Source organism: Pseudomonas sp. P1_C12, assembly GCF_056406435.1.
Map to the genome: position 1 here is coordinate 221983 of NZ_JBFUAE010000001.1, position 26330 is coordinate 248312.

33 protein-coding genes are annotated in these 26330 nt (G+C 57.9%); 22 read left to right on the forward strand and 11 right to left on the reverse strand.

Features of this window, described 5'->3' with window-relative positions:
* Window positions 1–21 precede the first annotated feature (21 nt).
* The 3 genes from AC1D19_RS01005 to AC1D19_RS01015 all read left to right on the forward strand — a co-directional run bounded on the left by AC1D19_RS01005 (window position 22) and on the right by AC1D19_RS01015 (window position 3138).
* Window positions 22–894: a LysR family transcriptional regulator gene (locus AC1D19_RS01005; protein WP_477762031.1), complete on the forward strand. Its 873-nt coding sequence runs from the start codon at window positions 22–24 to the stop codon at window positions 892–894.
* 112 nt (window positions 895–1006) lie between these two features.
* Window positions 1007–2539: an EAL domain-containing protein gene (locus AC1D19_RS01010; RefSeq protein ID WP_477762032.1), complete on the forward strand. Its 1533-nt coding sequence runs from the start codon at window positions 1007–1009 to the stop codon at window positions 2537–2539.
* A 233-nt stretch (window positions 2540–2772) separates the two neighbouring features.
* Window positions 2773–3138, forward strand: coding sequence for a histone-like nucleoid-structuring protein, MvaT/MvaU family (locus AC1D19_RS01015; RefSeq protein WP_008075430.1), 366 nt, complete (start codon window positions 2773–2775; stop codon window positions 3136–3138).
* A gap of 164 nt (window positions 3139–3302) precedes the next feature.
* Here AC1D19_RS01015 and AC1D19_RS01020 read toward each other — a convergent pair whose 3' ends face one another.
* On the reverse strand, window positions 3303–3821 hold the full coding sequence (locus tag AC1D19_RS01020) for a DUF4946 domain-containing protein (protein WP_477755299.1): 519 nt from the start codon (window positions 3819–3821) through the stop codon (window positions 3303–3305).
* 144 nt (window positions 3822–3965) lie between these two features.
* Here AC1D19_RS01020 and gloA point away from each other — a divergent pair, with 144 nt between their 5' ends.
* Window positions 3966–4487: a lactoylglutathione lyase gene (gene gloA / locus AC1D19_RS01025; protein WP_477762033.1), complete on the forward strand. Its 522-nt coding sequence runs from the start codon at window positions 3966–3968 to the stop codon at window positions 4485–4487.
* Between the two features lie 91 nt (window positions 4488–4578).
* Here the strand turns inward: gloA and ahpF are convergent, their stop codons facing one another.
* The 3 genes from ahpF to AC1D19_RS01040 form a co-directional block, all read right to left on the reverse strand.
* Complete coding sequence (gene ahpF / locus AC1D19_RS01030; RefSeq protein WP_477762034.1) at window positions 4579–6141, reverse strand: alkyl hydroperoxide reductase subunit F; 1563 nt, start codon at window positions 6139–6141, stop codon at window positions 4579–4581.
* A 127-nt stretch (window positions 6142–6268) separates the two neighbouring features.
* Entirely contained in the window at window positions 6269–6832 is a 564-nt protein-coding gene (gene ahpC / locus AC1D19_RS01035; RefSeq protein WP_085725808.1) for an alkyl hydroperoxide reductase subunit C, read from the reverse strand.
* A 138-nt stretch (window positions 6833–6970) separates the two neighbouring features.
* Window positions 6971–7909 (reverse strand): site-specific integrase, encoded by a 939-nt coding sequence (locus tag AC1D19_RS01040; RefSeq protein ID WP_477762035.1) that lies wholly within the window; start codon window positions 7907–7909, stop codon window positions 6971–6973.
* A gap of 178 nt (window positions 7910–8087) precedes the next feature.
* Between AC1D19_RS01040 and AC1D19_RS01045 the strand changes: the two genes are divergently transcribed.
* Window positions 8088–9098, forward strand: a complete 1011-nt coding sequence (locus AC1D19_RS01045; protein ID WP_477762036.1) for a DNA-binding protein — start codon at window positions 8088–8090, stop codon at window positions 9096–9098.
* Here the strand turns inward: AC1D19_RS01045 and gorA are convergent.
* Both gorA and galU read right to left on the reverse strand, forming a co-directional pair.
* A complete protein-coding gene (gene gorA, locus AC1D19_RS01050; RefSeq protein ID WP_477762037.1) occupies window positions 9095–10453 on the reverse strand; it encodes a glutathione-disulfide reductase in 1359 nt (452 codons plus the stop codon). The genes AC1D19_RS01045 and gorA overlap by 4 nt on opposite strands.
* A gap of 130 nt (window positions 10454–10583) precedes the next feature.
* Entirely contained in the window at window positions 10584–11423 is an 840-nt protein-coding gene (gene galU, locus AC1D19_RS01055) for a UTP--glucose-1-phosphate uridylyltransferase GalU (protein ID WP_093220174.1), read from the reverse strand.
* A gap of 272 nt (window positions 11424–11695) precedes the next feature.
* Here galU and AC1D19_RS01060 point away from each other — a divergent pair, with 272 nt between their 5' ends.
* Together AC1D19_RS01060 and AC1D19_RS01065 are read left to right on the forward strand one after the other, a co-directional pair.
* Window positions 11696–11884, forward strand: a complete 189-nt coding sequence (locus tag AC1D19_RS01060) for a hypothetical protein (RefSeq protein ID WP_477756506.1) — start codon at window positions 11696–11698, stop codon at window positions 11882–11884.
* A gap of 136 nt (window positions 11885–12020) precedes the next feature.
* A complete protein-coding gene (locus AC1D19_RS01065; RefSeq protein WP_477762038.1) occupies window positions 12021–12323 on the forward strand; it encodes a hypothetical protein in 303 nt (100 codons plus the stop codon).
* On the opposite strand, the gene AC1D19_RS01070 is transcribed toward AC1D19_RS01065, so the two are convergent.
* Together AC1D19_RS01070 and AC1D19_RS01075 are read right to left on the reverse strand one after the other, a co-directional pair.
* Window positions 12314–12544: a hypothetical protein gene (locus AC1D19_RS01070; protein WP_046038394.1), complete on the reverse strand. Its 231-nt coding sequence runs from the start codon at window positions 12542–12544 to the stop codon at window positions 12314–12316. The two genes, AC1D19_RS01065 and AC1D19_RS01070, sit on opposite strands and share 10 nt — an antisense overlap.
* A gap of 72 nt (window positions 12545–12616) precedes the next feature.
* A complete protein-coding gene (locus AC1D19_RS01075; protein WP_218430727.1) occupies window positions 12617–12973 on the reverse strand; it encodes a hypothetical protein in 357 nt (118 codons plus the stop codon).
* A 201-nt stretch (window positions 12974–13174) separates the two neighbouring features.
* Between AC1D19_RS01075 and AC1D19_RS01080 the strand changes: the two genes are divergently transcribed.
* The 5 genes from AC1D19_RS01080 (at window position 13175) to ada (ending at window position 16326) form a co-directional block, all read left to right on the forward strand.
* Window positions 13175–13477, forward strand: a complete 303-nt coding sequence (locus AC1D19_RS01080; RefSeq protein WP_007912251.1) for a DUF1883 domain-containing protein — start codon at window positions 13175–13177, stop codon at window positions 13475–13477.
* Window positions 13478–13514: 37 nt separating this feature from the next.
* Complete coding sequence (locus AC1D19_RS01085) at window positions 13515–13682, forward strand: hypothetical protein (protein WP_007985513.1); 168 nt, start codon at window positions 13515–13517, stop codon at window positions 13680–13682.
* A gap of 117 nt (window positions 13683–13799) precedes the next feature.
* Entirely contained in the window at window positions 13800–14504 is a 705-nt protein-coding gene (locus AC1D19_RS01090) for a 2OG-Fe(II) oxygenase (RefSeq protein ID WP_477762039.1), read from the forward strand.
* Window positions 14494–15174: a DNA oxidative demethylase AlkB gene (gene alkB / locus AC1D19_RS01095; RefSeq protein ID WP_477762040.1), complete on the forward strand. Its 681-nt coding sequence runs from the start codon at window positions 14494–14496 to the stop codon at window positions 15172–15174. The genes AC1D19_RS01090 and alkB overlap by 11 nt, the downstream gene beginning before the upstream one ends.
* 87 nt (window positions 15175–15261) lie before the next feature.
* Window positions 15262–16326 carry a bifunctional DNA-binding transcriptional regulator/O6-methylguanine-DNA methyltransferase Ada gene (gene ada, locus AC1D19_RS01100; protein ID WP_477762041.1) on the forward strand — a complete coding sequence of 355 codons (1065 nt, stop codon included), beginning with the start codon at window positions 15262–15264 and terminating at the stop codon, window positions 16324–16326.
* On the opposite strand, the gene acuI is transcribed toward ada, so the two are convergent.
* The gene (gene acuI, locus AC1D19_RS01105) at window positions 16327–17310 is read right to left on the reverse strand and encodes an acrylyl-CoA reductase (NADPH) (RefSeq protein ID WP_477762042.1); all 984 of its coding nucleotides are present in this window, start codon (window positions 17308–17310) and stop codon (window positions 16327–16329) included.
* A 267-nt stretch (window positions 17311–17577) separates the two neighbouring features.
* Here acuI and AC1D19_RS01110 point away from each other — a divergent pair, with 267 nt between their 5' ends.
* The 7 genes from AC1D19_RS01110 (at window position 17578) to AC1D19_RS01140 (ending at window position 22475) form a co-directional block, all read left to right on the forward strand.
* Window positions 17578–18645 (forward strand): NAD(P)H-dependent flavin oxidoreductase, encoded by a 1068-nt coding sequence (locus tag AC1D19_RS01110; RefSeq protein WP_477760452.1) that lies wholly within the window; start codon window positions 17578–17580, stop codon window positions 18643–18645.
* 122 nt (window positions 18646–18767) lie between these two features.
* The gene (gene modA / locus AC1D19_RS01115) at window positions 18768–19535 is read left to right on the forward strand and encodes a molybdate ABC transporter substrate-binding protein (RefSeq protein ID WP_477762043.1); all 768 of its coding nucleotides are present in this window, start codon (window positions 18768–18770) and stop codon (window positions 19533–19535) included.
* The gene (gene modB, locus AC1D19_RS01120) at window positions 19536–20216 is read left to right on the forward strand and encodes a molybdate ABC transporter permease subunit (protein ID WP_477762044.1); all 681 of its coding nucleotides are present in this window, start codon (window positions 19536–19538) and stop codon (window positions 20214–20216) included.
* A gap of 3 nt (window positions 20217–20219) precedes the next feature.
* A complete protein-coding gene (modC, locus tag AC1D19_RS01125; protein WP_477755541.1) occupies window positions 20220–21299 on the forward strand; it encodes a molybdenum ABC transporter ATP-binding protein in 1080 nt (359 codons plus the stop codon).
* A 101-nt stretch (window positions 21300–21400) separates the two neighbouring features.
* The gene (locus AC1D19_RS01130) at window positions 21401–21622 is read left to right on the forward strand and encodes a hypothetical protein (RefSeq protein ID WP_477762045.1); all 222 of its coding nucleotides are present in this window, start codon (window positions 21401–21403) and stop codon (window positions 21620–21622) included.
* A 130-nt stretch (window positions 21623–21752) separates the two neighbouring features.
* A complete protein-coding gene (locus AC1D19_RS01135) occupies window positions 21753–21983 on the forward strand; it encodes a hypothetical protein (protein WP_477760451.1) in 231 nt (76 codons plus the stop codon).
* Between the two features lie 207 nt (window positions 21984–22190).
* Window positions 22191–22475 (forward strand): hypothetical protein, encoded by a 285-nt coding sequence (locus tag AC1D19_RS01140; protein ID WP_477762046.1) that lies wholly within the window; start codon window positions 22191–22193, stop codon window positions 22473–22475.
* A gap of 33 nt (window positions 22476–22508) precedes the next feature.
* On the opposite strand, the gene AC1D19_RS01145 is transcribed toward AC1D19_RS01140, so the two are convergent.
* Window positions 22509–23165 (reverse strand): TetR/AcrR family transcriptional regulator, encoded by a 657-nt coding sequence (locus tag AC1D19_RS01145; protein ID WP_477762047.1) that lies wholly within the window; start codon window positions 23163–23165, stop codon window positions 22509–22511.
* A gap of 179 nt (window positions 23166–23344) precedes the next feature.
* Here AC1D19_RS01145 and AC1D19_RS01150 point away from each other — a divergent pair, with 179 nt between their 5' ends.
* Together AC1D19_RS01150 and AC1D19_RS01155 are read left to right on the forward strand one after the other, a co-directional pair.
* The gene (locus tag AC1D19_RS01150) at window positions 23345–24187 is read left to right on the forward strand and encodes an NAD(P)H-binding protein (RefSeq protein WP_477762048.1); all 843 of its coding nucleotides are present in this window, start codon (window positions 23345–23347) and stop codon (window positions 24185–24187) included.
* Between the two features lie 92 nt (window positions 24188–24279).
* A complete protein-coding gene (locus tag AC1D19_RS01155) occupies window positions 24280–24474 on the forward strand; it encodes a hypothetical protein (protein ID WP_477762049.1) in 195 nt (64 codons plus the stop codon).
* A 128-nt stretch (window positions 24475–24602) separates the two neighbouring features.
* Here AC1D19_RS01155 and AC1D19_RS01160 read toward each other — a convergent pair whose 3' ends face one another.
* On the reverse strand, window positions 24603–25208 hold the full coding sequence (locus AC1D19_RS01160) for a transglycosylase SLT domain-containing protein (protein ID WP_477762050.1): 606 nt from the start codon (window positions 25206–25208) through the stop codon (window positions 24603–24605).
* A gap of 678 nt (window positions 25209–25886) precedes the next feature.
* Between AC1D19_RS01160 and AC1D19_RS01165 the strand changes: the two genes are divergently transcribed.
* Window positions 25887–26276 (forward strand): hypothetical protein, encoded by a 390-nt coding sequence (locus tag AC1D19_RS01165; RefSeq protein ID WP_477762051.1) that lies wholly within the window; start codon window positions 25887–25889, stop codon window positions 26274–26276.
* Window positions 26277–26330 lie beyond the last annotated feature (54 nt).

The following is a 26330-nucleotide window of genomic DNA, read 5'->3' on the forward strand; positions in this document are numbered from 1 at the left end:
TCGTAAAATGAGCAAACACTCATGACCCTCACTCAACTGGAGATTTTCTCCCTCGTGGCCGAACTCCAAGGCTTCACGGCAGCAGCCAATCGCCTGGGTATTTCCCAATCGGCGGTGTCCCATGCCTTGAAGTCCCTGGAACTGGAGTTGGGTGTCGAGCTGTTGCGCCGCCATCAATCCCGGGTCGAGTTGAGCGACATTGGCCAGCAGTTGTTGCTGCGCGCCCGAACGATGCTCGGCCTGGCCAACACCCTGCGCCAGGAAGCGGCCGACGCGAGGGGCATGAAACGCGGCACGCTGCGCATCGGCTCCTTCGGCCCGACCTCATCGATCAAATTGCTGCCGTTGATTCTGCAGCAGTACCGCGCCGCCCATCCCGGCATAGAGGTGCATACCGACGAAGGCCCCGACCGCCAGGTGCTCCAGTGGCTAGAGGAACGACGGATCGACATCGGCTTTGTTGTGTTGCCCGAGGAGCGTTTCGACACGGTCGCGTTGATCGAAGACCAGATGGTCGCGCTACTGCCCGCCGACCACCCGCTGGCGGTTCACGACAGCCTGAACCTGAAGGACCTGTGCGATTTCCCGTTTGTGCTGACCGAGGCCGGTTCTTCGGAGCTGGTTTCACGCCTGTTCACGGCGGCCCGACTGACGCCCAACATCCGTTATCGCTGCTCGCAGTTGATGAGTACCCTGGATGTCGTCGCTCGTGGCGACGGGGTGACGGTAGTTGCCGAAGGTTCATTGCCCAATCAAATTGACCGCCGCTGTGTGAAAAAACCGCTGTCGCCGGCGGTATTGCGCCAGGTCGGCCTGGCGGTGCTCGATCGACGCCAGGCATCACCCGCGACACTGGCCTTCATCAAGCTGGCCGAAAGCCTTGACTTGCGTTGAGCGGCATAACCGCCAAGGGCCAACTATCATGGACCGCACCCGAACTCTCCATGGGAGGCGTTTTGCCCTGCCAGCGTTTGAGAGCCTTACTTCTTCGTGACAGGATTCGCGAATGCCGCTGAAAGCCAAAACCCGCAGTCGCAGCACAAAAATGGCTGTCACCCTGATCAGTGGATTGCTCCCGGTGCTGCTGGGGGCCGCAATTCTTTACATGCAAGCAGGGCGTGCGCTCAAACAAGGCGCCGAACAAACCGCCGAAGAAGCGATTCGCCAGTTCGACTTGATGCTCGACAACAGCGCCCAGGCCGCTCGCGAACTGCTGCCACTGGCGGGCCAAAGTTGCGGTGACGTCAGTCTGGCCCTGCGCGAGCAGGTCACTCGCCGCCCATTCGTGAGTTCAACCAATCTGGTGTGGAACAACAACCTCTATTGCAGCTCTCTGTTCGGCGACTACCAGGAGAAGGTCAACCCCGGTGACTACACCCAGGGCGCCTTATGGCTCATGAACGGCAATCCGGCAACGCCCGACACCGCCTTGCTGGTGTACCGCCTGAGCGAAGGAAAAAAAGGTGCACTGACGACCCTCTATGGTCATCACTTGAGTCATATTCTGCGTTTGATCGGCCGCAAGACCTTGCTCTTGCTGCAAGTAGGCCCGGACTGGATAGCCGCCGACGGCAAGGTTCACAGGGGCGCCGCGCCTGACCTGCCCGTTGCGCAAAGTCGATTGGCCTCCCGGCACTATGCGTTTGCCGTGGAAGCCGGCTTTCCCAAAGGCGAAACCTGGCGATACATGAGCAGTGAATATCCACCACTGTTCAGCTTGCTGATTTTCTTCGGCGTGATTGCCGGGTCAATCGGTCACTTCCTGCAAAAACGCTCATCGGCACCCACCCAGGAAATGCAGCGGGCACTGGAAGCTCAAGAGTTCATTCCGTATTTCCAGCCCGTGGTGCATGGCGACAGCAAAAACTGGTCCGGCGCGGAAGTGCTGATGCGCTGGAAACATCCGAAGGAAGGTCTGGTGCGTCCGGACCTGTTCATCCCGTTTGCCGAGCACTCCGGGCTGATCGTACCAATGACCCGCTCGCTGATGCGACAAACCGCCGCCCTGCTCGCCCCGCACTCCGCCAGATTCAACAAGCCGTTTCACATTGGCATCAATATCACCGCCAGCCATTGTCAGGACCTGGAGCTGGTCAAGGATTGTCGCGAGTTTCTCGATGCGTTCGAGCCGGGCTCGATCCATCTGGTGCTGGAACTGACCGAACGTGAACTGATCGTGCCCACGGCCATCACCCTGCAACTATTGGAGCAACTTCGCGAACTAGGCGTGAAAATCGCCATCGACGACTTCGGCACGGGCCACTCGAGCCTTGGCTACCTGCGGCAGTTCAATGTGGACTTCCTGAAAATCGACCAGAGCTTTGTCGCCATGATCGGCATCGACACACTCTCCAGCCACATCCTGGACAGCATCATCGAGCTGGCGGCCAAGCTCGACCTTGCCCTGGTGGCCGAAGGTGTCGAAACCCGTGAACAGAGTGATTACCTGAGCGCTCATCAGGTCAACTTCCTGCAAGGTTATCTGTTCGGCAAACCCATGCCCGGCGCGGAGTTCATTAGTGCATTAAGCAACCATTAACTAGCGGATTTAACCGATAAAACAACGACCACACGCACCAGTTTGAATCAAAACACTACTGCCGCTACATGAAAAAAAAGACAGGATTTACTCTTGGCCAATTAACTACTACAATTTTACATGCCTGTGCTAAATTGGCAGGTGAGCCACTATCACCGAGTCGCTTCAAGGCTCTTGGCTTATAGCTTTGTTTGCGGTTGGTATCAGCCAAACACACTATTGGAGTAAAGATATTGTCCAGACTCGCTGAATTCCGTGCAGCCGAAAAGGCTCTTCAAGAACAGCTCAAGCAGCTGGAGTCCTTGAAGAACGATGCCGGGCTCAAGAAAGAAATTGAATTCGAAGAAAAGCTCCAGGGCTTGATGAAAACCTATGGCAAGAGCCTGCGCGACATCATCGCCATTCTCGACCCCAACCCGGCAAAATCCGGCCTGCAGCAGGCAGCAGCACCTAAAACCCGCCGCGCCCGTGTGGTCAAGGTTTATCAGAACCCGCACACCGGCGAGCTGATTGAAACCAAGGGCGGCAACCACCGCGGCCTGAAAGCCTGGAAAGAACAGTACGGTGCAGCCACCGTTGATTCGTGGCTGCGCGGCTAACTCTCGCGGCGACAAAAAAGCCCTGCTCATGCAGGGCTTTTTTTATGGGCTATCTAAATGCCCGGTGCGGACACCAGCCAACTACCTGACTGCCACCAACTTTGTGCTTAATCCATTTGGATATCTAAAATTTTCTTCATGCATCGAAAAAGCACTGTCGCTTACTAAAGTTTCAAGCTGTTTCGGGCAGCGTCTATTTCATCCTGGCTCGCCTTATAAGCCTCAGCCTGCCCGGCGTAGGAAAGAACATAGGCCTTATCGGCATCCACCGCGGCCACCAATGTTTGAGAAAGCACATGCCTGCCGTTTTGCGTGATGGTGCAGGTTGTTTCCAACGCGGCCAATCGACTCAACGTAGTCGAATGAATGCGCGTGCAAACACTTTGATACCCGCCCTGAAAGAAGTCTTTTTGAACCGACTTGCGCATCTCCAGCAATACGCCTTCGAGGTTTACCTGGTGATCGCTTTGCACCGGGCTCATGGTCAGTTCCATTACCATGAGCGGCGATCCATTCTGATCATTTTTTACCGCCCGCTGGCGACTGACCCCAGACGCCGATTCAGGCACGACTTCGACCTGCCAGCCTTCCGGCCAGGTCACTACTGGCGCATCGGCGCGGGCAACGCCAGCCAGCGAAAGCACGCTTAGCAAGATGAACAGCACGTTACGGAATCGAATCATTGCAATGGGCACTCACGGATCAAGCCGTAAAGTCTGGGCCCAGGCCGGCTGTCAGGCAATAGCCGACTGTTTGGGTTTGGTGATGTCCGAGCCCTTGCGTATCATTGTCGCCATTCGTTAGCCCACATATTTCCCGGAGGGCCCATGAGCCTGCACGAATTGAACACCTTCCCCGGCGTCACCGCCCAACCGGACGCCGCCACGCAGAAGTTTGTCTTCAACCACACCATGCTGCGGGTCAAGGACATCACCAAGTCCCTGGATTTCTACACACGCATTCTGGGCTTTACGCTGGTGGAAAAACGCGACTTCCCGGAAGCCGAGTTCAGTCTGTATTTCCTGGCGCTGGTCGACAAAAACCAGATCCCGGCCGATGCCGTCGCGCGCACCGAGTGGATGAAATCGATCCCCGGCATCCTGGAGCTGACCCACAACCATGGCACCGAGAACGATCCGGATTTCGCCTACCATAATGGCAACACCGACCCCCGCGGTTTCGGCCATATCTGCATCTCGGTACCGGACATCGTCGCCGCGTGCGAGCGCTTTGAAGAACTGGGCTGCGATTTCCAGAAACGCTTGAGCGATGGTCGTATGAAGAGCCTGGCGTTCATCAAGGACCCGGACGCCTACTGGGTCGAGATCATTCAGCCGGCACCGCTGTAAAGCAAAAACAAAAGATCGCAGGCTGCGATCTTTTGATCCATAAAAAACCCCATGATCACTCATGGGTTTTTTTTATTTTCAGCGCCAGGATTTATGCCGGGGCGGAAGTGCGGATCAAGTGATCGAAGGCACTCAGGGAAGCCTTGGCGCCCTCGCCCACTGCGATCACGATTTGCTTGTATGGCACGGTGGTCACATCGCCGGCGGCGAACACACCCCGCACCGACGTTTCACCGCGGGCATCGACGATGATCTCGCCACGGGGTGACAACTCAATGGTGCCTTTGAGCCAATCGGTGTTGGGCAGCAGACCGATCTGCACAAAGATTCCTTCCAGTTCCACACTGCGCAACTCGTCGCTCTGACGATCCTTGTAGCGCAGGCCGTTGACCTTCTGACCGTCGCCGGTGACTTCAGTGGTTTGAGCACTGGTGATCACGGTGACGTTCGGCAGGCTGTGCAACTTGCGCTGCAACACCGCATCGGCACGCAACTGCACATCGAACTCCAGCAGCGTGACATGGGACACGATACCAGCCAGGTCGATGGCCGCTTCGACGCCGGAGTTGCCGCCGCCAATCACTGCCACGCGCTTGCCCTTGAACAGCGGACCGTCGCAGTGCGGGCAGTACGCCACGCCTTTGTTGCGGTATTGCTGCTCGCCCGGCACGTTCATTTCACGCCACCGTGCGCCGGTTGCGAGGATCACGGTCTTGGCCTTTAGCTTCGCGCCGCTGGCGAAGTGGACTTCGTGCAACTCACCTTCTTTGCCAGTGATCAATTTGTCTGCACGTTGCAGATTCATGATGTCCACGTCGTACTGCTTGACGTGCTCTTCCAGCGCCACGGCCAGTTTCGGCCCTTCGGTTTCCTGCACGGAAATGAAGTTTTCGATGGCCATGGTGTCGAGCACCTGCCCACCAAAACGTTCGGCCGCGACACCGGTGCGAATGCCTTTACGGGCCGCGTAGATTGCCGCCGAGGCGCCGGCCGGGCCACCGCCGACCACCAGCACATCAAAGGCATCCTTGGCACTGATTTTCTCGGCCTGGCGTTCGATGCCGCTGGTGTCGATTTTGGCGAGGATTTCTTCCAGGCCCATGCGGCCCTGGCCGAAGTTCACACCATTGAGGTAGATACTTGGCACCGCCATGATCTGGCGCTCATCAACTTCAGCCTGGAACAGCGCGCCGTCGATGGCGACGTGGCGAATGTTCGGGTTCAGTACCGCCATCAGGTTCAGCGCCTGGACCACGTCCGGGCAGTTCTGGCAGGACAGCGAGAAGTAGGTCTCGAAATTGAACTCGCCTTTGAGCGAACGAATCTGTTCGATCACTTCGGCACTGGCTTTGGGCGGGTGACCGCCGACTTGCAGCAAGGCCAGCACCAAGGAGGTGAATTCATGGCCCATCGGGATGCCGGCGAAACGCAGGCTGATATCGGCCCCGGGGCGATTGATCGAGAACGACGGCTTGCGTGCATCATCACCGTTGTCGAGCAAAGTAATCCGGGTGGAAAGACTGGCAACGTCTTTCAACAGTTCGAGCATTTCCTGGGATTTCGCACCGTCGTCGAGGGATGCAACGATCTCGATCGGCTGGGTGACCCGTTCCAGGTACGATTTCAACTGGGCTTTAAGATTGGTGTCCAACATACGGGCGATTTCCTTGAATTCTTGAGACAAAAAAACGCCCGAGCGAATCTCGCCCGGGCGTTTTTATTGGGCGGTGCAGCTTGCTTAGAAGGTGCGGAAGTCCGCCCTGATGAAGCGCGTCACAGACTTAGATCTTGCCGACCAGGTCCAGGGACGGTGCCAGAGTGGCCTCACCTTCTTTCCACTTGGCTGGGCAAACCTGGCCTGGGTGAGCAGCGACGTACTGGGCTGCCTTGATCTTGCGCAGCAGCTCGGAAGCGTCACGACCTACACCGCCATCGTTCAGTTCAACGATCTTGATCTGGCCTTCAGGGTTGATCACGAAGGTGCCACGGTCAGCCAGACCGGCTTCTTCGATCAGCACGTCGAAGTTGCGGGAGATGACGTGGGTCGGGTCGCCGATCATGGTGTACTGGATCTTGCCGATGGCTGGCGAAGTGTTGTGCCAGGCAGCGTGGGCAAAATGGGTGTCGGTAGAAACGCTGTAGATCTCGACGCCCAGCTTCTGGAACGCGTCGTAGTTGTCGGCCAGGTCTTCCAGCTCGGTCGGGCAGACGAAGGTGAAGTCGGCCGGGTAGAAGAACACCACAGACCACTTTCCTTTCAGGTCAGCGTCCGAGACTTTCACGAAGTCGCCATTTTTGAATGCGTCAGCTTTGAACGGTTTAACTTGGCTGTTGATGATAGGCATCGTTGACTCTCCGTCAGGGGTTAAGAAGTTGATGGAGAGAACTTTACCCACTCGACGAACGGAAGGCTCATTGGCAAACCTGATGCTGCTGATTGGCTTTCGCTATTAGCCAGCTGTATTAATAGAAGAAAACGGTATCTAGGGTGACACGGGCTTTTCTGTGATGCGCGCCATGCCGAGGAACGGACTGGCTTCGATGTAACGCATGGCTGACTTCATGTCTTTCCAGCCTACATAGCTCATCAGCGACTTCAAATCCCAGCCACTTTGATGCGCCCAGGTCGCAAAGCCACGGCGCAAGGAGTGACTGGTGTAAAGCTCGCCGGCGATACCCGCCCGCGCCAACGCCTGACGCAATAACGGAATCACGCTATTGGCGTGCAATCCCTCCTCACCCAAATGCCCCCAACGGTCGATACCACGGAACACCGGCCCACGTACCAGTGCCGCCTCGGTAATCCAGTCGATATAAGCCTGCACCGGACACAAGCGTTGCAAGGCCGGCGTCTGATAGGTCTTGCCGAGGTTGTCGCGATCACTCTTGCTGCGCGGCAGATAGAGACTGATGCCGGAACCGGCGCTGGCCTGCACGTGTTCAACCTGAATCCGGCACAACTCATCACTGCGAAAGCCGCGCCAGAAGCCCAGCAGAATCAACGCCATGTCGCGCCTGGCCCGCAGCAAACCCGGCCGGTCGCCTGCGGCCCTGGCGGTTTGCACTTCTAGCTCCAGACAACTGACCACCTGTTCCAGATGCCGAAGCTGCAAGGGTTCGGCTTGTTTTTCCTGGGCCGGGTGCAGCGCACGAATACCCTTGAATACTTTGCGCACCACCGGCGCCTTGGTGGGATCGGCAAAGCCCTGACTGTTGTGCCACTGCGCCAGCGCCGAAAGCCGCAACTTGAGCGTATTGATCGATAACACCCCGGCATGCGCCACCAGATACCGCGCCACGCTGTCGCCGGTGGCCGGCAGAAAACCACCCCATGTCACCTCAAAGTGTTCGATGGCCGCGCGATAGCTGCGGCGAGTGTTGTCGCGTGTCGCAGCCTGCAGGTAACGATCCAGCTCGGTCATGGGGTCAACTCTTGAATTCATACCGCTTTGACGGGTCAAAAACCGGTACTTGGCGTATCACACGGGGTAATACCAGTATATCCCGTGTTAACAGCATCCAGTATTTAACTTTGCTCATTGAATGGTACAATGTGTATTTACGTGGTACGTACCACATCACAAAAACCTGGGAGATCTCATGGCACGCGGCGGTGTAAATAAAGCGGTGGTTCAAGCCGCTCGGTTGGCGATCCTCGCCCGCGGCGAAAACCCCAGCATCGATGCCGTACGCATCGAGATGGGCAATACCGGCTCGAAAACCACAATTCATCGCTACCTCAAGGAGCTCGATGACAGGGTTGAACCTGTCGAAGCGCCGACAGAGCCGATTGACGACGAACTGATGGCGCTGGTGGCGCGGCTCGCGCAACGGCTCAAGGAGCAGGCGCAAGAACCTATCGATCAGGCGCGCACGCAGTACGAAGAACAACGCAAAGCGCTGGAAAACCAGCTCGGCGAAGCCCAAGAAGCCAACAGCGAACTGCACCAGCAATACGAATTTCAGAGCCTGGCGCTGACTCAGGAGTCCGAGGCCCTGCACGAAACCCGCGCCATTCTGCAAACGGAGCAAACCCGCAACGCAGGACTGAACCAGGCGCTGGCCGATTTCGAACTGCGCCTGAAGGACAAGGACGAGCAGATCCGCTCCCTTGAAGAAAAACACCTGCACACTCGCGACGCGCTGGAGCACTACCGCAATGCGGTCAAGGAACAGCGCGAACAGGAAATGAGTCGCCATGAAGGCCAGGTGCAACAGCTACAGATGGAACTGCGCCAGGCACAACAAAGCGCACTGGTACGCCAGGATGAAATCACCCAATTGCACCGTGACAATGAACGCTTGCTGACTGAAAACCGCGGCACATTGCGAGAGCTGAGCCTGCTGCAAGAACAGCTCAAGCAAAGCAATAGCCGTCAGGATCAGTTGCTGGAACAGGCCACCCGCGTCGACGGCGAGCGCACCCTCCTCCAGGAACGCCTGCGCGTTGCCCTGCTGGAAAGCCAGGCACTCAAACAGAACGTCGATGAGCAGTCGCAGCTCAATAGGTCACTGGAAATGGATCTGGCCAAGACCCGGGCGGATCTGGAAGAACGCGTACGTCTGGCCGCGACCCTTGCGGCAGCGGCAGACGCAGCGAAGGACAATTAACCGGCGACCGGCGTACGCATGGTGACGAACTCTTCGGCGGCCGTCGGATGCACCCCGATGGTTTCGTCGAAGTCGCGCTTGGTGGCGCCGGCCTTCAAGGCAATCGCCAGGCCCTGGACGATTTCACCGGCGTCCGGGCCGACCATATGGCAACCCAAGACCTTGTCGGTCCTGGCGTCCACCACCAGCTTCATCAGCGTGCGCTCATGGCATTCGGTCAGGGTCAGCTTCATCGGCCGGAAGCGGCTTTCGAAGATCTGCACCTCGTGGCCGGCTTCGCGGGCCTCTTCCTCGGTCAAACCGACGGTGCCGATGTTCGGCAGGCTGAACACCGCCGTCGGGATCATCTTGTAATCCACCGGACGATACTGCTCTGGCTTGAACAGGCGCCGTGCAACCGCCATGCCTTCAGCCAGCGCCACCGGAGTCAGCTGAACACGACCAATCACATCACCCAGCGCCAGGATCGACGGCTCGGCGGTTTGATACAGCTCATCGACCTCGACGAAGCCTTTCCTGTCGAGTTTGACCCCCGTGTTTTCCAGCCCGAGATTGTCCAGCATCGGACGACGACCCGTGGCGTAGAACACGCAATCGGCTTCCAGTTGGCGACCATCCTTGAGCGTGACTTTCAGGCTACCATCGGCCTGTTTATCGATGCGCTCGATGTCCGCGTTGAATTGCAGATCCATGCCGCGCTTGGTCAACTCTTCCTGCAAATGCTTGCGCACGGAACCGTCGAAGCCGCGCAGGAACAGTTCGCCGCGATACAGCAACGTGGTCTCGGCGCCCAGCCCGTGGAAGATCCCGGCGAACTCGACCGCAATGTAGCCACCACCCACCACCAACACTCGCTTGGGCAACTCTTTAAGGAAGAATGCCTGGTTGGAACTGATGGCATGCTCGTGCCCCGGAATCTCCGGAATCTGCGGCCAGCCGCCGGTAGCGATCAGGATGTTTTTGGCGGTAAAGCGCTCGCCATTGATCTCGACCTGATGTGGATCGACGATCCTGGCGTGACCTTCATGCAAGGTCACGCCGCTGTTAACCAGCAGGTTGCGATAAATGCCATTGAGGCGATTGATCTCGCGGTCCTTGTTGGCGATCAGCGCCGCCCAGTCGAACTGCGCTTCATCCAGGCTCCAGCCAAAACCGGAAGCCTGCTCGAAGTCTTCGGCGAAGTGCGCACCGTAGACCAGCAATTTTTTCGGCACGCAGCCGACATTCACACAGGTCCCGCCCAGGTAGCGGCTCTCGGCCACGGCCACTTTCGCGCCGAACCCGGCGGCAAAGCGTGCAGCCCGTACACCGCCGGAACCGGCACCAATCACATAAAGGTCAAAATCGTAGGCCATTTTCAATCTCCTCGGCAGGTGACCAGCATACCCGCAGACATTTGTGGGGCAAGCGCTGCACACGATATGAGGCCGGAAAATGAAAAAGCCACCCGAAGGTGGCTTTTCAATACAAACAGGTTGCTGGCTATCAGTACGCCTTGCCCGTCTTGTAGAAGTTCTCGAAGCAGAAGTTGGTTGCGTCGATGTAGCCTTCGGCGCCACCGCAGTCGAAACGCTTGCCCTTGAACTTGTAGGCAATCACGCAACCATCCTGCGCCTGTTTCATCAAGGCGTCAGTGATCTGGATCTCGCCACCTTTGCCTGGATCGGTTTGTTCGATCAGGCTGAAGATGTCCGGCGTCATGATGTAGCGACCGATGATCGCCAGGTTCGACGGGGCATCTTCCGGCTTTGGCTTCTCGACCATGTTGCGCACGCGGTACAGGTCGTCACCAATCAGGTCGCCGGCAATCACACCGTACTTGCTGGTTTCTTGCGGGTCGACTTCCATGATCGCGACGATGGTGCAGCGATACTGCTTGTACAGCTTGACCATCTGCTTCAGTACGCCGTCACCTTCCAGGTTGACGCACAGGTCGTCCGCCAACACCACGGCGAACGGCTCGTCGCCGATCAGTGGACGACCGGTCAGGATCGCGTGACCCAAACCTTTCATTTCAGTCTGGCGAGTGTAGGAGAACGAGCACTCATCCAACAGGCGGCGGATGCCGACCAGGTATTTTTCCTTGTCGGTGCCCTTGATCTGGTTTTCCAGCTCGTAGCTGATGTCGAAGTGGTCTTCCAGGGCGCGCTTGCCGCGACCGGTGACGATGGAGATTTCGTTCAAGCCAGCGTCCAGTGCTTCTTCAACGCCGTACTGGATCAGTGGCTTGTTCACCACCGGCAGCATTTCTTTGGGCATGGCTTTAGTCGCTGGCAGGAAGCGAGTGCCGTAGCCGGCTGCTGGGAACAAGCATTTCTTGATCATATAAGTCCTTGTAAGGGCTGTGCGTGTACGAGTTTCGGCGCAGTCTAATCAGGCGGCGTGCACCTTACAATGCCCCCGCGCTGGCTAACCGATGCCAACATAGAGAAATAAACTGGCCGATAGTTCCCTGCGCAAGCCCTTATGCATAGCAGAGACTTGCGCAATTGCACGGCTTTCAACCGCCAGGAACGAAGCACCATACGCCCTTCGGCACCCGTTGAGTGCGTTTGGCGGTATCATGGCGCGATTGAACCAGACAACGAGGCAAATAGATGTCGGCAGTAAAAAGCGTCAACGGATTCCTGATCAATCAGGTGAAAGACGGTCAATGGTGGGTAGCCAGTGTCGCCGGTGAAAATATCGCCGGACCTTTCCCTTCCGAAGCCCTGGCAATCGAAGTGGCCTCGGTGCTGGAGCTTGAGCACCCGGAGCCCAAGCGACGTGGCAAGGACAATAGCTGATCGACGTCCAATGCGAATAGCCCTGCCATTGCGCAGGGCTTTTTTATGAATGCATGCAATAACGTGGCGTTTGGCTATAACCTTTTGCCTGCGGCGCTGTCTCAGCCTTAGCCCCTCCCCTGATGATGATCAAGCCATGAACAAAATTTTGCCTTTGCTAGCGGTATTGGCCCTGAGCGGCTGCGCAACGTCGAAAGAAACCTACCTGGGCAACGGAGAACAAGGCCTATCGATTGATTGCTCCGGGGAAGCCAATTCCTGGGCTGCGTGCTACGAAAAGGCCGATGCGTCCTGTGCCGGCACCGGCTACAAGATTGTCGGAACCGATGGCACGCCCTCGCTCAAGGAGAGCGACAAGACCCTCGGCGCCGATATCGGCAACTACAAGAGCCGCAGTGTCGTGGTGGTCTGCAAAGAAGGCGCTCGGCCCTACAGATGAATTTCGGCGAACTTGATCCCAAGTCCACGCACGGTATCGATCAAATCATCAAGGCGACTGAAAGACTCGACTTCATCATTGTCATCCACCAGGAAATAGCTGCGCCCGGCGCTTTTCTTGAAAAACACGATCCATTCCCCCAGCTCCGCCGGATTCTGAATCACATGAGTGGCAGAGATTAAACCCTCTGCATGGCGCTCCCGGACCTGCTCTCGCTTCATGTTCGACTCCAGAAATGACGATGCCGCCAAAGCATGGCTTTGGCGGCATCGGTGCTGATCGTCGACAGTCTATCAGCCGGAAATGCACTCGTTGGCAGCATTCTGTACGTCCATTGGACGCACCGGGACATTGGACATGCTCTCGTGCAGCTTGATGCTGCTGCCACCCGAACGCTCTTCAATGTCGAATACGGCAGACGGGCCCGAGGAATACTTGAGTGGCACGATGACACGCAACCCATCCTTGTGCGGCTCGATTTGCAAGGCGCCACGACTGTCGGCCAGTTTTTCGCTCAGGCATTGCGCATATTCATGGGGTTTCTTGCCAGAAATCACGTTCATGGTCGGCAGCGACTCGTTGATTTCCGAGACGTTCGCACAACCACTCACCAATACCGCCAGCGAAAGAACCAAAAAACCCCACTTCATACAAAACCTCCGATAAAGAGGCTCGGACAGCGCAGATGCGTTTTTTCTCCGAGACAAACTGCTTTATCGCTCATCAAACGTGAAATTAGCGTTTTTAATTGTCAAAGTGGCCGGATAATAAGCCCTTCGGGCTGATAAACTGCGCCAATCGCCCATGCTATCGTTTTGATTTTGTAGAAAAAGCCCTTCTGGAGGCGCCTCATGAAATTTATCCATCAGCGCGAGCACCTCAATGAAGACGACATTGTCGTCATTCAATGCTCCCAAATGTGCAACATCCGCTTGATGAACGACGCCAACTTCCGCAGCTTCAAGAATGGCGGTCGTCACACCTATCACGGCGGCGCATTCGACACGTTTCCGGCCCGCATCACCGCTCCTAGCACCGGTTTCTGGAACATCACGATCGACACCGTCAACCGCCGCGCTATCAGCGTGACGCGCAAACCCACCCTGACCCACTCGATCAAAATCATTCGCCGTTCCAGCACGAAACTGAGCTGATCAGCGAACCCGAAACACAAGACAGGCAGATACAACCGTGGCCCAAACGACCAAGTACGTCATCAAATACAAACTCAACGGTGAGCGCCGCTTCGAGTTTGCCCAGCTTGAAAACGGTACCGCAGAAGAAGCCAAAGCGGCGCTGGATGCCATTCATGGACAGGACGACGTCATCAGCGAAATCAGCGTCAGCAAAGCGCTGTAACGCGATCCGGAGCGACAATGGACGTCAGCTCCCACTCGCAATTCGACCGCAAGCACCGGAGTGCCTGCTTCATCCTTGCCATGCAGACTGGCCACCTCAACAACAAGAGGCCCGGCAATGAGCGAGCAATATCTGGACAGGCTGGACTGGCCCCGGCTGGAACAGCAACTTGATCAGGACGGTTACGCCGTCATCCCGTCACTGTTGAGCCACAAGGCTTGTGATCAGGTCAGCACCTTGTACCCTCGAACCGAGCCCTTTCGCTCGCACGTGGAGATGGCTCGTCACGGGTTCGGCCGCGGCGAATACAAGTATTTCAACTACCCGTTGCCGGAATTGGTGGCCCGCTTGCGCAGTGCGCTCTACCCGCGCCTGGTGCCCATCGCCAATCGCTGGCAGGAACAAATGGGTTTGCCCGAGCGTTTTCCTGAAACCCATCAAGCCTTCCTCGAGCGCTGTCATGCCGCTGGTCAGAACCGTCCGACACCGTTATTGCTGCAATATGGTCCGCAGGACTACAACTGTTTGCATCAGGATTTATACGGTGAGCATGTTTTCCCACTGCAAGTAGCGATTCTGCTGTCGGAACCCGATGAAGACTTCACCGGTGGCGAGTTTGTCCTGACCGAACAGCGCCCGCGAATGCAATCACGCCCGATGGTCATCAGCCTGAAGAAAGGCGACGGGTTGATCTTTGCCGTCAACCAGCGGCCGGTCAAAGGCGTTCGCGGTTACTATCGCGTGACCCTGCGTCACGGCGTGAGTCGCCTGCACAGCGGCAAACGGCATACCCTTGGAATCATCTTTCACGATGCGTCATGAACCCATGAATCCGCTGACTTTCGATCTGTTTGCCGATGCAGAGCCCGAGCAACAGCCCAGGCGCGGGCAGATCGGTGAACAGTCCTACGTACTCAGAGGCTTCGCCCTGCCCTGGCTGGAGCGCTTGCTGCCCGCCTTGGAGGCGGTGCTGGTGGCCGCGCCGTTTCGGCAGATGGTCACGCCCGGCGGCTTTACCATGTCGGTCGCCCTGAGCAGTTGTGGCCAATTCGGCTGGACCACTGACCGCAGTGGTTATCGGTACACCCGCGATGATCCACAGACCGGCCGGCCCTGGCCAATGATGCCCGAGGTGTTTTTCCAACTGGCGCAAGCGGCGGCGCAGGCAGCGGGTTTCGCCGATTTTGCACCGGACTCCTGCCTGATCAACCGCTATATCCCCGGGGCAAAAATGTCATTGCATCAAGATAAGGACGAACATTCCTACGCAGCCCCCATCGTTTCGGTATCCCTGGGCTTACCGGCGATGTTCCTGTTCGGTGGCTTTGCACGCGGCGATAAAAGCCAGCGCATCCCCCTGCTGCATGGCGACATCGTGGTCTGGGGTGGCGTGGATCGCCTGCGTTATCACGGCGTGTTGCCGATCAAGGACGGCCATCACCCGAGACTCGGCGAGCAACGCATCAACTTCACCTTCCGTACTGCCGGATAAAGACTTCGAATTTGACCGCAAGCGCCGGAGTGTGTGGGAATTGCCCCATGGTTAATGTACAGGCAACCCCTCAATGGACGTGACGCCATGACTACCCAATCGACCAAGATCTCCATCGAAAACGATCCGCGCTGGGCCGCCGTGGTCGCGCGCGATCCCAAGGCTGACGGGCAGTTTGTCTATGCCGTGAAGACCACAGGCATCTATTGCAACCCCAGCAGCCTCGCGCGCTTGCCCAAGCCGCAGAACGTCGAATTCTTCGATAGCGCCGAACAGGCCCGGGCCGCGGGTTATCGTCCGAGCAAACGCGCGACAAAGGATCAGAGCGAACTCGCCGCGCAACATGCCGCCACCGTGGCAGCCGCGTGCCGCCAGATCGAAACCGCCGAAACGCTGCCGGCCCTGGGCGAATTGGCCGAGGCGGCGGGACTGAGCAGCTTTCACTTCCATCGTGTGTTCAAAGCCGTCACCGGCCTGACGCCCAAGGGCTACGCCGATGCCCATCGTTCACGCAAGGTGCGCGAGCGACTGGCAGACGGCGGCTCGGTGACCGATGCCCTGTATGACGCCGGCTTCAACTCCAACAGCCGGTTTTATGAAGCGGCAGACCAACTGCTGGGAATGAAACCCGGGGACTACCGCGCCGCCGGTCAAAACAACGACATTCGTTTTGCCGTCGGCCAGTGTTCGCTGGGCGCGATTCTGGTGGCGCAGAGTGAGCGCGGGGTCTGCGCGATCCTGCTCGGCGATGATCCGCACCAACTGGTTTGTGATCTGCAAGACAAGTTTCGGCGCGCCAACCTGATTGGTGCTGACCAGAAGTTCGAGGCGTTGATTGCCAGGGTCGTCGGCTTTATTGAGGCGCCGGCCATTGGCCTTGATTTGCCATTGGACGTGCGCGGCACCGCATTTCAGGAAAGGGTCTGGCAAGCGCTGCGGGAGATCCCTGCCGGAAGCACGGCGAGCTACGCCGACATCGCCCTACGCATCGGTTCGCCGAAAGCCGTTCGCGCCGTGGCTCAAGCCTGCGGCGCGAACAGCCTGGCCGTGGCGATCCCTTGCCATCGCGTGGTGCGCAGCGACGGAAATCTGTCGGGCTATCGCTGGGGTGTCGAGCGCAAACGGCAGTTGCTGGAGCGCGAGTCGCCGTAATCAGCGATTCACATCCACTACCACGCGCCCGCGCAACTGCCCGGCAAGCAAGCGCGGCGCGGCTTCGATGGCTTCGCTCAAGCCGATTTCGTGACTGATAAGCGGCAACAGGTTGAAATCCAGATCCTTGGCCAGGCGATTCCAGGCCTCTACGCGCTTGGCCTTGGGCTGGGTCACGCTGTTGATACCGGCCAGGGTCACGCCGCGCAAAATGAACGGCGCAACGGATGCCGGAAAGTCCATGCCTTGCGCCAGACCGCATGCCGCGACGGTGCCATTGGCCCTGGTGCTGGCGCAAGCGTTGGCCAGGGTGTGGCTGCCGACCGAGTCGATGACGGCCGCCCAACGTTCCTTGGCCAGCGGCTTGCCTGGCTCGGACAGCGTGGCGCGGTCTATGATTTCGCCAGCACCCAGTTGCTTCAGGTAGTCATGCTCCGACGTACGCCCGGTGGAAGCCACCACCCGGTAGCCGAGCTTGTTCAGCAACGCGATGGCGAAACTGCCGACACCACCGTTGGCGCCGGTGACCAGGATTTCACCCTGTTCGGGCGTAACGCCATTGTGCTCAAGGGCCAGGATGCACAGCATGGCCGTGTAGCCCGCCGTACCGATGGCCATCGCCTGGGCAGCGGTGAATGCCTTGGGCAGCGGGATCAGCCAGTCACCGTTCAGGCGAGCCTTCTGCGCCAATCCCCCCCAATGCCCTTCACCCACGCCCCAGCCATTGAGCAGGACCTGGTCACCGACCTTGTAGTCCGGATGGTCGCTGACTTCAACGACACCGGCCAGATCGATGCCCGGCACCATCGGGAATTTACGCACCACCGGGCTGCTGCCGGTGATCGCCAGGCCATCCTTGAAGTTCAGCGTGCTATAGGCAACGCGCACCGTGACATCGCCCTCGGGTAACTGATCGTCCTGGATCTCTTGCAGTGTGGCCCGGTAACCGCTGTCGTCTTTGTCGATCAAAATACCTTTGAACATTACGGCCTCTCAATGGAATCAGTCTGGTTGGGGTACAGTGGAAATAACACATGGCAGCAGATTGTCGTACTCGACTTTAAGCCAATCTGCCAATTCCATAACTCTTCCCAAGTGATGAATCACTCCTTCGGTGGCGGAGGTGGAGGCTTCCATCGACGCTGAAGAAAGCTTGAAGTACTGAAATGACGACTGGCCTTGCGCCAGTCGTTGCGTTACAAATCCTGTTCTACCGTCCCTGCCCTGCTTCAACGTCGGAGAACACAGCACATGAACCAATGGCCAGATACCCGCATTCTTGACCTGCTCGGAATCGAACTGCCGATCATTCAGGGGCCGATGGCCGGTGCCACGAACTCGTCCATGGTGATTGCAGCCTGCAATGCCGGCGGCCTGGGCTCGATGCCAGCGGCGATGCTCAGCACCGATCAACTGCGCGAAGAGCTGAAAACCATCCGCCAACACACCCAGCGCCCGATCAACGTCAACTTCTTCTGCCATCAACCGCCAGCTCCTGACGAGCAACGCGCGCAGGACTGGAAAAACCTGCTGCAACCCTACTACCAGGAACTCGGCGCCGACTTTGATGCGCCAACACCGGTGTCCAACCGGGCGCCGTTCGATAACGCCGCCTGCGAGGTGGTCGAAGCGTTTCGCCCTGAAGTGGTGAGTTTTCACTTTGGCCTGCCGGAAAAATCCCTGCTTGACCGGGTCAAAGCCACCGGTGCGAAAGTGCTGTCCTCGGCCACCACCGTCGCAGAAGCGGTGTGGCTTGAGCAGCATGGCTGCGATGCAATCATTGCCATGGGCTACGAAGCCGGGGGCCATCGCGGGATGTTTCTCAGCGATGACCTGAGCAGTCAGGTGGGGACTTTCGCCCTGGTGCCGCAAGTCGTCGATGCGGTGAAAGTGCCGGTGATTGCCGCCGGCGGCATCGCTGACGCACGAGGCGTCGCCGCCGCCTTCATGCTGGGCGCTTCGGCAGTGCAGGTGGGTACGGCGTACCTGTTCACCCCAGAGGCCAAGGTCAGTCCGTCCCATCACAAAGCCTTGCGCACCGCCAGGGAAAGCGAGACGGCCGTCACCAACGTGTTCACCGGTCGCCCGGCCCGGGGCATCCTCAATCGGGTGATGCGTGAACTGGGGCCCATGAGCGCCAAGGCCCCGGCCTTCCCCCTTGCCGGTGGCGCGCTGATGCCTCTGCGGGCCAAAGGTGAAGCGGACTTCAGCAACCTCTGGGCCGGCCAGGCCTTTACCCTCGGGGTTGAATTGACCACCGCGGCACTCACTCGACAGCTGGCTGAAGAAGGATTAGCCAGACTGCTACGTCACCCCTGAGCAGCACTTGCGTTAAAATTGTATACAGTTTTGTGACAGCACATTCCGTTCAAAGGCAATTCGCTATATATTTTTGTACATAACGATTAACCTGCTGCAATTGCCTTTAACGGAGCCGTTTCATGACCATTGGTGCCTCACGTTTTGCCCCTGCCTGCCTGACAAGCCTTCTCGCCATATTCGCCTTCGGCTCAGCCCAGGCGGACGAAGTCCAGGTGGCTGTCGCCGCCAACTTCACCGCGCCCATCCAGGCCATCGCCGCTGATTTCGAAAAAGACACCGGGCACAAGCTGGTCACCTCCTTTGGTGCCACCGGCCAGTTCTACACCCAGATCAAAAACGGCGCGCCGTTCGAAGTGTTCCTCTCGGCAGACGACAGCACCCCGCAAAAACTTGAAGCCGAAGGCGATACCGTCAAGGGGTCGCGCTTCACTTACGCGGTCGGCACGCTGGCACTGTGGTCGGCCAAAGAAGGCTACGTCGATGCCAAGGGCGATGTGCTGAAAAAGAACGAATACCAGCACCTGTCCATCGCCAACCCGAAAGCTGCACCGTATGGCCTGGCGGCGACCCAGGTGTTGGCCAGGGAAGGTCTGACCGACAAGGTCAAAGCGAAGATCGTTGAAGGCCAGAACATCACCCAGGCCTACCAATTCGTCTCCACCGGCAATGCCGAGTTGGGTTTTGTCGCCCTGTCGCAGATCTACAAGGACGGCAAGATCACCAGCGGTTCGGCCTGGATCGTTCCAGCCAGTCTGCACGACCCGATCAAACAGGACGCTGTGATTCTCAACAAGGGCAAGGACAACCCGGCCGCCAAGGCACTGGTTGACTACCTCAAGGGGCCGAAAGCGGCAGCTGTCATCAAGTCCTACGGTTACGAAATCTAAATGTCGCTATCGAGTGCCGATTATTCCGCCATCTGGCTGACCCTGAAACTGGCGTCCCTGACGACCGTCATCCTGCTGATTGTCGGCACTCCGATTGCGCTATGGCTCTCGCGCACCCGCTCCTGGCTGCGCGGCCCGGTCGGGGCGATTGTTGCCCTGCCCCTGGTGCTGCCGCCGACAGTGATTGGTTTTTATCTGTTGCTGGCGCTCGGCCCTCACGGGTACATCGGCCAACTCAGCCAATCACTCGGCCTTGGCACCCTCACCTTCAGTTTTGCGGGGCTGGTCATCGGTTCGGTGTTGTATTCGATGCCGTTCGTGGTCCAGCCGCTGCAAAACGCATTTTCCGCAATCGGCACGCGCCCGCTCGAAGTGGCCGCGACGCTGCGGGCCAATCCCTGGGACACCTTTTTCAGCGTGACGCTGCCCCTGGCCCGCCCCGGTTTCATTACCGCCGCCATTCTCGGCTTCGCTCACACCGTCGGCGAGTTCGGCGTAGTGCTGATGATCGGCGGCAACATTCCCGAGAAGACCCGCGTGGTCTCGGTGCAGATCTACGATCACGTCGAAGCCATGGAATATGCCCAGGCCCATTGGCTGGCCGGGGCGATGCTGATGTTCTCGTTTGTCGTCTTGCTGGCGCTGTATTCCAGCCGAAAAACCAAAGTGGGCTGGAGCTGATCGATGATTCAAATGCGCCTGAAACTACGCTACTCGAGCTTCGCCCTGGACGTCGACCTGCAACTGCCGGGGCGTGGCGTCACTGCGCTTTACGGTCACTCCGGCTCGGGCAAGACCACTTGCCTGCGCTGCATTGCCGGCCTGGAACGGGCCGATCAAGGCTTTATCCAGGTCAACGATGAAGTCTGGCAAGACAGCGAAAACAGGGTGTTCGTCGCGCCGCACAAACGCGCGCTCGGCTACGTGTTCCAGGAAGCCAGCCTGTTTCCTCATCTGTCGGTGTTGGCCAACCTGGAGTTCGGCCTCAAGCGCATCCCCAAGTCGCAGCGTCGGGTCGATATGGCCCACGCCACCGAGTTGCTGGGCATCAGCCATTTGCTGGACCGGCACCCACAACACCTTTCGGGCGGTGAGCGACAGCGCGTCGGCATGGCCCGCGCACTGCTCACCAGCCCGAAACTGCTGTTGATGGACGAGCCTCTGGCCGCGCTCGATGCCCAGCGCAAAAGTGAAATCCTGCCCTACTTGCAACGTCTGCACGACGAACTCGACATCCCGGTGCTGTACGTCAGCCACTCCCAGGATGAAGTCGCGCGGCTGGCCGACCATATCGTGTTGCTGAGCAACGGCAAAGCGCTGGCCAGCGGCCCGATCGGCCAGACCCTGGCGCGCCTCGACTTGCCGCTGGCAATGGGGGATGACGCCGGTGTGGTGATCGAAGGTCGCGTGAGCGCCTATGACGCCGACTATCAACTGCTCAGCCTGCAGTTGCCCGACACCACTCTCAACATTCGTGTGCCTCACACACCGATGGATACGGGTCAGACACTGCGCTGCAAGGTCCAGGCGCGGGATGTGAGCCTGAGCCTGCACAGTGCCGAGCAAAGCAGCATTCTCAATCGCCTGCCGGTCACGGTGGTCAGTGAAATGAATGCCGACAACGCCGCCCATGTGCTGATTCGCCTGGACGCCGCAGGCTCGCCGCTGCTTGCACGGATCACGCGTTATTCCCGCGACCAATTGAACGTCCATTCCGGTCAGCAACTCTGGGCACAAATCAAAGCGGTCGCGGTGCTGGCGTAAATCCGGCGGCACCTGAGCCGACGAATTAACCTGCCTGTTTTTTGCACGATCACCAATGGCTTCTATAGTTGATCTGTACACGAATCAGCTGCGGAGACGCCATGGAAGAGATTTTCGTAGTGAAGCGTTGCAACAGGATCATCATCCATGGCCGCCGTGCGGGTGAATATGACCACCTGCCACCGGATGCCGCGGCCTGGTACCGCATCGCCGATACCCGAACCCAAGGCTTCATCGGTGACGGCTACGATGTTGAGGAAGACGCCCAGCGCGTTTGCCGGTTGTTGAACGCTAAATCACAATTGACAGCCCGACAAAGTTGACGGCCCGTCACCATTTTTGAACGGGTCTATACTGAAATTGCAGAAGGATCAGTAACCCATTCGGCAGAAAGCTCGCTCCCGGCGGGCTTTTTGCTGCCACACTCAGGTTTCTTGAACGGAGGTGTCTCCCATGTCCGAAAAAGAGTCCATCACCACCCTGCTCACCTTGCTGGACTCCCGTCAGGCCCGCTTGGCCGCGGCCTGCAAGGAAATCGCCGACTGGGTCGATCATCAAGGCGGGCACCCCACCGCCCTCAGAATTCGTGATCGCCTGAACGACATCGAGAAGGACGCGCCGCTGATTCGGCACACGCTGTCGTCACTCAAACCTGTCGACCCGCCTCTGCCCCGGTTCAGATGATCCGTCGCGGATTTGCGGTACGAGGACAGGTCCGATTCGGGCAGCATGATCGGTGACGGTGACGTCTCCGAACGTTTGGCTGCCTGCCAGGTTTTCACCCTCTCTCACAACCCGACCTGGCGCCGGGATTTTTTGTTGCGCAAAACCAAACGAACGTCACCGCTCACGTGGGGTCAACCGATCACACGTCACCAAGGAGACGTTCCAATGGTCACTCACTTCAAAGTCAGCGGGCACCTGGCCTGCGGTCACAACGGCAACAACCTCGTATCGACCCGCGAGCTCAATCGGGTGAAATGCAGAAGCTGCCGAAACACCGACGCATACAAGGAAGCCCGCAAGACCGAACGCAACGCTGCCCGCCGCGCAGCACGCAAAGCCAAAGCCGTCCACACCGCCAATAACTGGCGTTCAGCCTGGACCGAGCGACTGACTGCGATGGCCGGCCTGCAACGACTGCCGCGCGGCTTTACCGGCCAACCTTTCGTTTAGGAAATTGAAACAACTGCCAGGCTTTTACTGCGATTAGATGTCCCTGCACGCTGGGTCCGTGACCTCGCGCAGGGACATGCGCTTGAACGCCTCGACCAGCGCGCGTCCTTCCTCTGGCGTACAAGTGACAGCCAACCGCATGGTCGCCTCACCCAGGTGCCAAATCAAAAACGCGGACTCCTGAACCTGTAGCTCATCGCTTTGCGGAAATACGCGAAGCATGGCCTGGGCCAACAGCGCTCCGGCAACCCGACTCTCCCCCAGCTCCAGCTGCAACAACTGTTTGTCGGCCTGCATGCCGGACCAGATGTCACGCATCACCGGTGTCGCCATCACGATCTCGTAATACTGATCGAGCAACTGCGAATAAGCCGCCTGCAAACCCTGGGCATCCTCGACCGCCTCCATTGCCTCTGTAATGCAACGACGGCTCTCAGCGTTGTAGCGTTCGGCCAGCATCCGGATGACGGAACTCTTGTCGGGAAAGTACTGATAAAGAGAACCGATCGAGATTTCGGAGCGCTCGGCGATTTCACTCATCTTGAGCTGATCGCTGCCCTTGTCTGCGATCAATTGAGTCGCCATCGCCAATATCCGCTCCTGACGCTCACGGCTGCGCTGTTGCATGGGATTGCGTCGAACCGCTTGCGCAGCAGGCTGTTCGGGGGTTTCAGAGGTTTTTTTGCGCACGAGCGAATTTCCCGGTCAATAACGTGACATGTACTCACCTTAGCATCGCCACTCCTTACGCCCAATATCAGATGTCCACACGTCGGGCAATTCGATCTGATGGGTTGACGACAAAACATGAGCATCTATCATCTTTTAAACGTGAGTATCACTCACATTAACCGATGGAGATGAACGCGATGAAAACCGATCAACCAATCACACTGGTCCTTGGCGCCACGGGCAAAACCGGGCGGCGAATCACACAACGACTCGAAGCGGCCGGCTTGCCCGTTCGCCAAGGCTCCCGCGATGCGAATCCCCCTTTCGACTGGGAAGATCGATCAACCTGGGACGCGGTGATAGATGGCGCTCATGCGGTCTACATTTCCTTCCAACCTGATCTCGCCGTTCCAGGCGCCCTTGAAACCATTCAGGCGTTCACCGACCTGGCAGTGAAAAGCGGAGTCCGCAAACTGGTTTTGTTATCCGGGCGTGGTGAGATCGAGGCGGAACAGGCCGAACGCGTCGTACAGAACAGCGGGATTGACTGGACGATTCTGCGGGCCAGTTGGTTCTGCCAGAATTTCAGCGAGGCGCACTTTCTTGAACCCATTCTGCAAGGCGAACTCGCACTCCCCGTCGGCCGAGTCGCCGAACCCTTTGTCGATGCAGAGGACATCGCCGAGTGCGCCGTCGCCGCACTGACCCAACCCGGACACACCAACCAGCTCTATGAATTGACTGGCCCTCGGGCGCTGACCTTTGCCGAAGCCGTGACCGAGATCGCCCGCTCCACCCATCGCAACATCGAATTCGTGGCCGTACCAGCGGATGCCTATCGACAAGCATTGGAACAGGAACAACTTCCCCCGGAGTTGATCGATCTGGTGCTGTATCTGTTCACGACTGTGCTCGATGGCCGCAACACGCCCGTGACCGATGGCGTACAACGGGCACTGGGTCGGCCGGCACGCGACTTTAGCGACTACGTACAGCGCACGGCCGCTACGGGCATCTGGGGAAATGCAAGTCCGACGTAAAGCAGTGGCGAGAACCCGCTTCGTCGACTAGGGTATTTTGCGTATCGAACTGCGGCGCCTTTATTGGCAGGAGCCTGATCAAGGAGGTACCCATGTCACCCAATCGTAGTGCTGAACAAACCTATCGCCAATGGTCCAGCCCGATCCTGTTGGAACTCAAGGAGCGAGAACATCAAATGAACCCGTCAGACCGCCAGGCTTTGGAAAACGTACTGCTGGAAAGAAGACTGATCAATACCGGCAACCCGACCGGCAGCGATCGCCGCAAGGCAGATCCGGCGTCCTGAAAAACATCAGGCAACCACGATCTAGACAGATGAAATGAAGCAGAAACAACCAAGGGTTTGCACAGCGTTCGCTCGCGAACCCTTGATTTCAGAGAATGCCGGGCAACGGAATCAATGGCTTTGCCGCGCTAAAACCACCCACTACGTTCGTCTTCCAACTCCTGACGACACTGCTTGAGTTGGGCGCTGTAAATCTCTGACTGCTTTTGCACTTTCTGGGCAACCTGCATCAGCCACGGCTTACTGCGATAGGTATTGCGGCTATAGCCCCCACGCCCCTCGTGGTAAGCCAGGTACTGATTGTAGGTGTCCCATTTGGAGATTCCGAGCTGGCGGTGGGTGCCAGTGGTGTACCAACCGATAAACATGATCGCGTCGTCGAAGCTGTCACGCGAACCGCCGTTGCCAGTATCGTCCCTGTACTCGCCCCACACCGGATCTTGAGCCTGCGCATAACCATAAGCCGAACTGACTCGCCCCCAAGGGATCACCCAGAGCAGGTAGTCACGAGGCGGCAATGCGTCAGCCACGTAGCTGCTTTCCTGCTTCATTATCGCCATGGCCACATGCGCAGGCGTCCCATATTCATTCTGCATTTCCAGCGAGTCCTCGTACCAGTCGGGATACTCACGGTAAATACTGCAGAGATTGCTTTGATCTTTGGGTGGCGTAGTCGTGCAACCTGTCAAAAACATAAACAACAAAGCCAACAGCGAAACCTGTCTTTGTTTCATCCAGCACCCTCAAAAAAAATAAGGGCATACAGTGCCCTCTGATTACTGCAAGGAGCTTGAGTCGGCAGTTGCAGGCAAAAACTTCAGAAGACATCCATCTTGACCACGTCACCCTTATTGAGAGACTGCTTTGTAAGTCCCTATTGCAAAGCCAGGCCCTGCAAGGACTTCATGCCTGAGGTGATTCTTTTTGCGTGGGCATGACCGGGTAGTCCGTTCGGATGCGTAACGTGATGGATTGGAGCAGAGGCTGGTTTTTGCAGAGTAAAGAAAAAGGGCCTACATTAGGTATCTCACGCAAGCCCTTGATATTCATGGTAAGAAGCCGGAATCGACCCGGCACGCCCTTACGAGCGGGGGATTTTAATTCAACTCGATATCTTAATATAATTCAATAGCTTACACGAATATTCCTGCCTCAATTCTTTCCGAGGCACGCCGCCACAAGCCTTATACCCAGTGGTTTGAGATTTTTTTGCGGCATCTTTTCGGGGTCGTGCCGAGATATGGTAAAAATTAGGACATCCGCTCTGTAACACAATGAATTAGAAGGTAATTTATAGGTTATTACTTTCTGCTCACCCGCCGTTTGGTTAGATGTCTACTTCAGCGCCAAGGCCAGGCCGGGGTCCATGGCGCACTATAATTTAGTGCAGGGGGACCGTCAGAGGTGGCGCTATGCGTATCTTCAAACAGCTCCTGCTCTTGGTCGCGGGGCTTCTGGCAAGCAGCCTCTCCCTGGAGGCAATCAGCGGTGGCGGCCTCGGTCAAAATCCTCACCCGACCGTTCTGGTCAGTGGGCAGCCACAGCAATGCGGGCAATTCCACCATTTCCACACGGGCCCGTTTCATATGGGAAACCGGCATTTCGTGCCAATGCACAACCGGCATTTCGTACCAATGGATAACCGGCACTTCATACCGATCCACCGGATGAACAGCGTCAAGGTGATCAGAGGGCCCGGGGTCAGCGACCAGCCCTTCGGTTCCAGGCACGTTCACTTTGTGCGCCACTTCGATCCGAGGACGGGGCAGTTTCTGAGTCAACCGGCAACATCCGGGAGGTAATGGACCAGCTTGGTCACACCACCGTAGTGATGACTAAGCAATACATCCGCCACC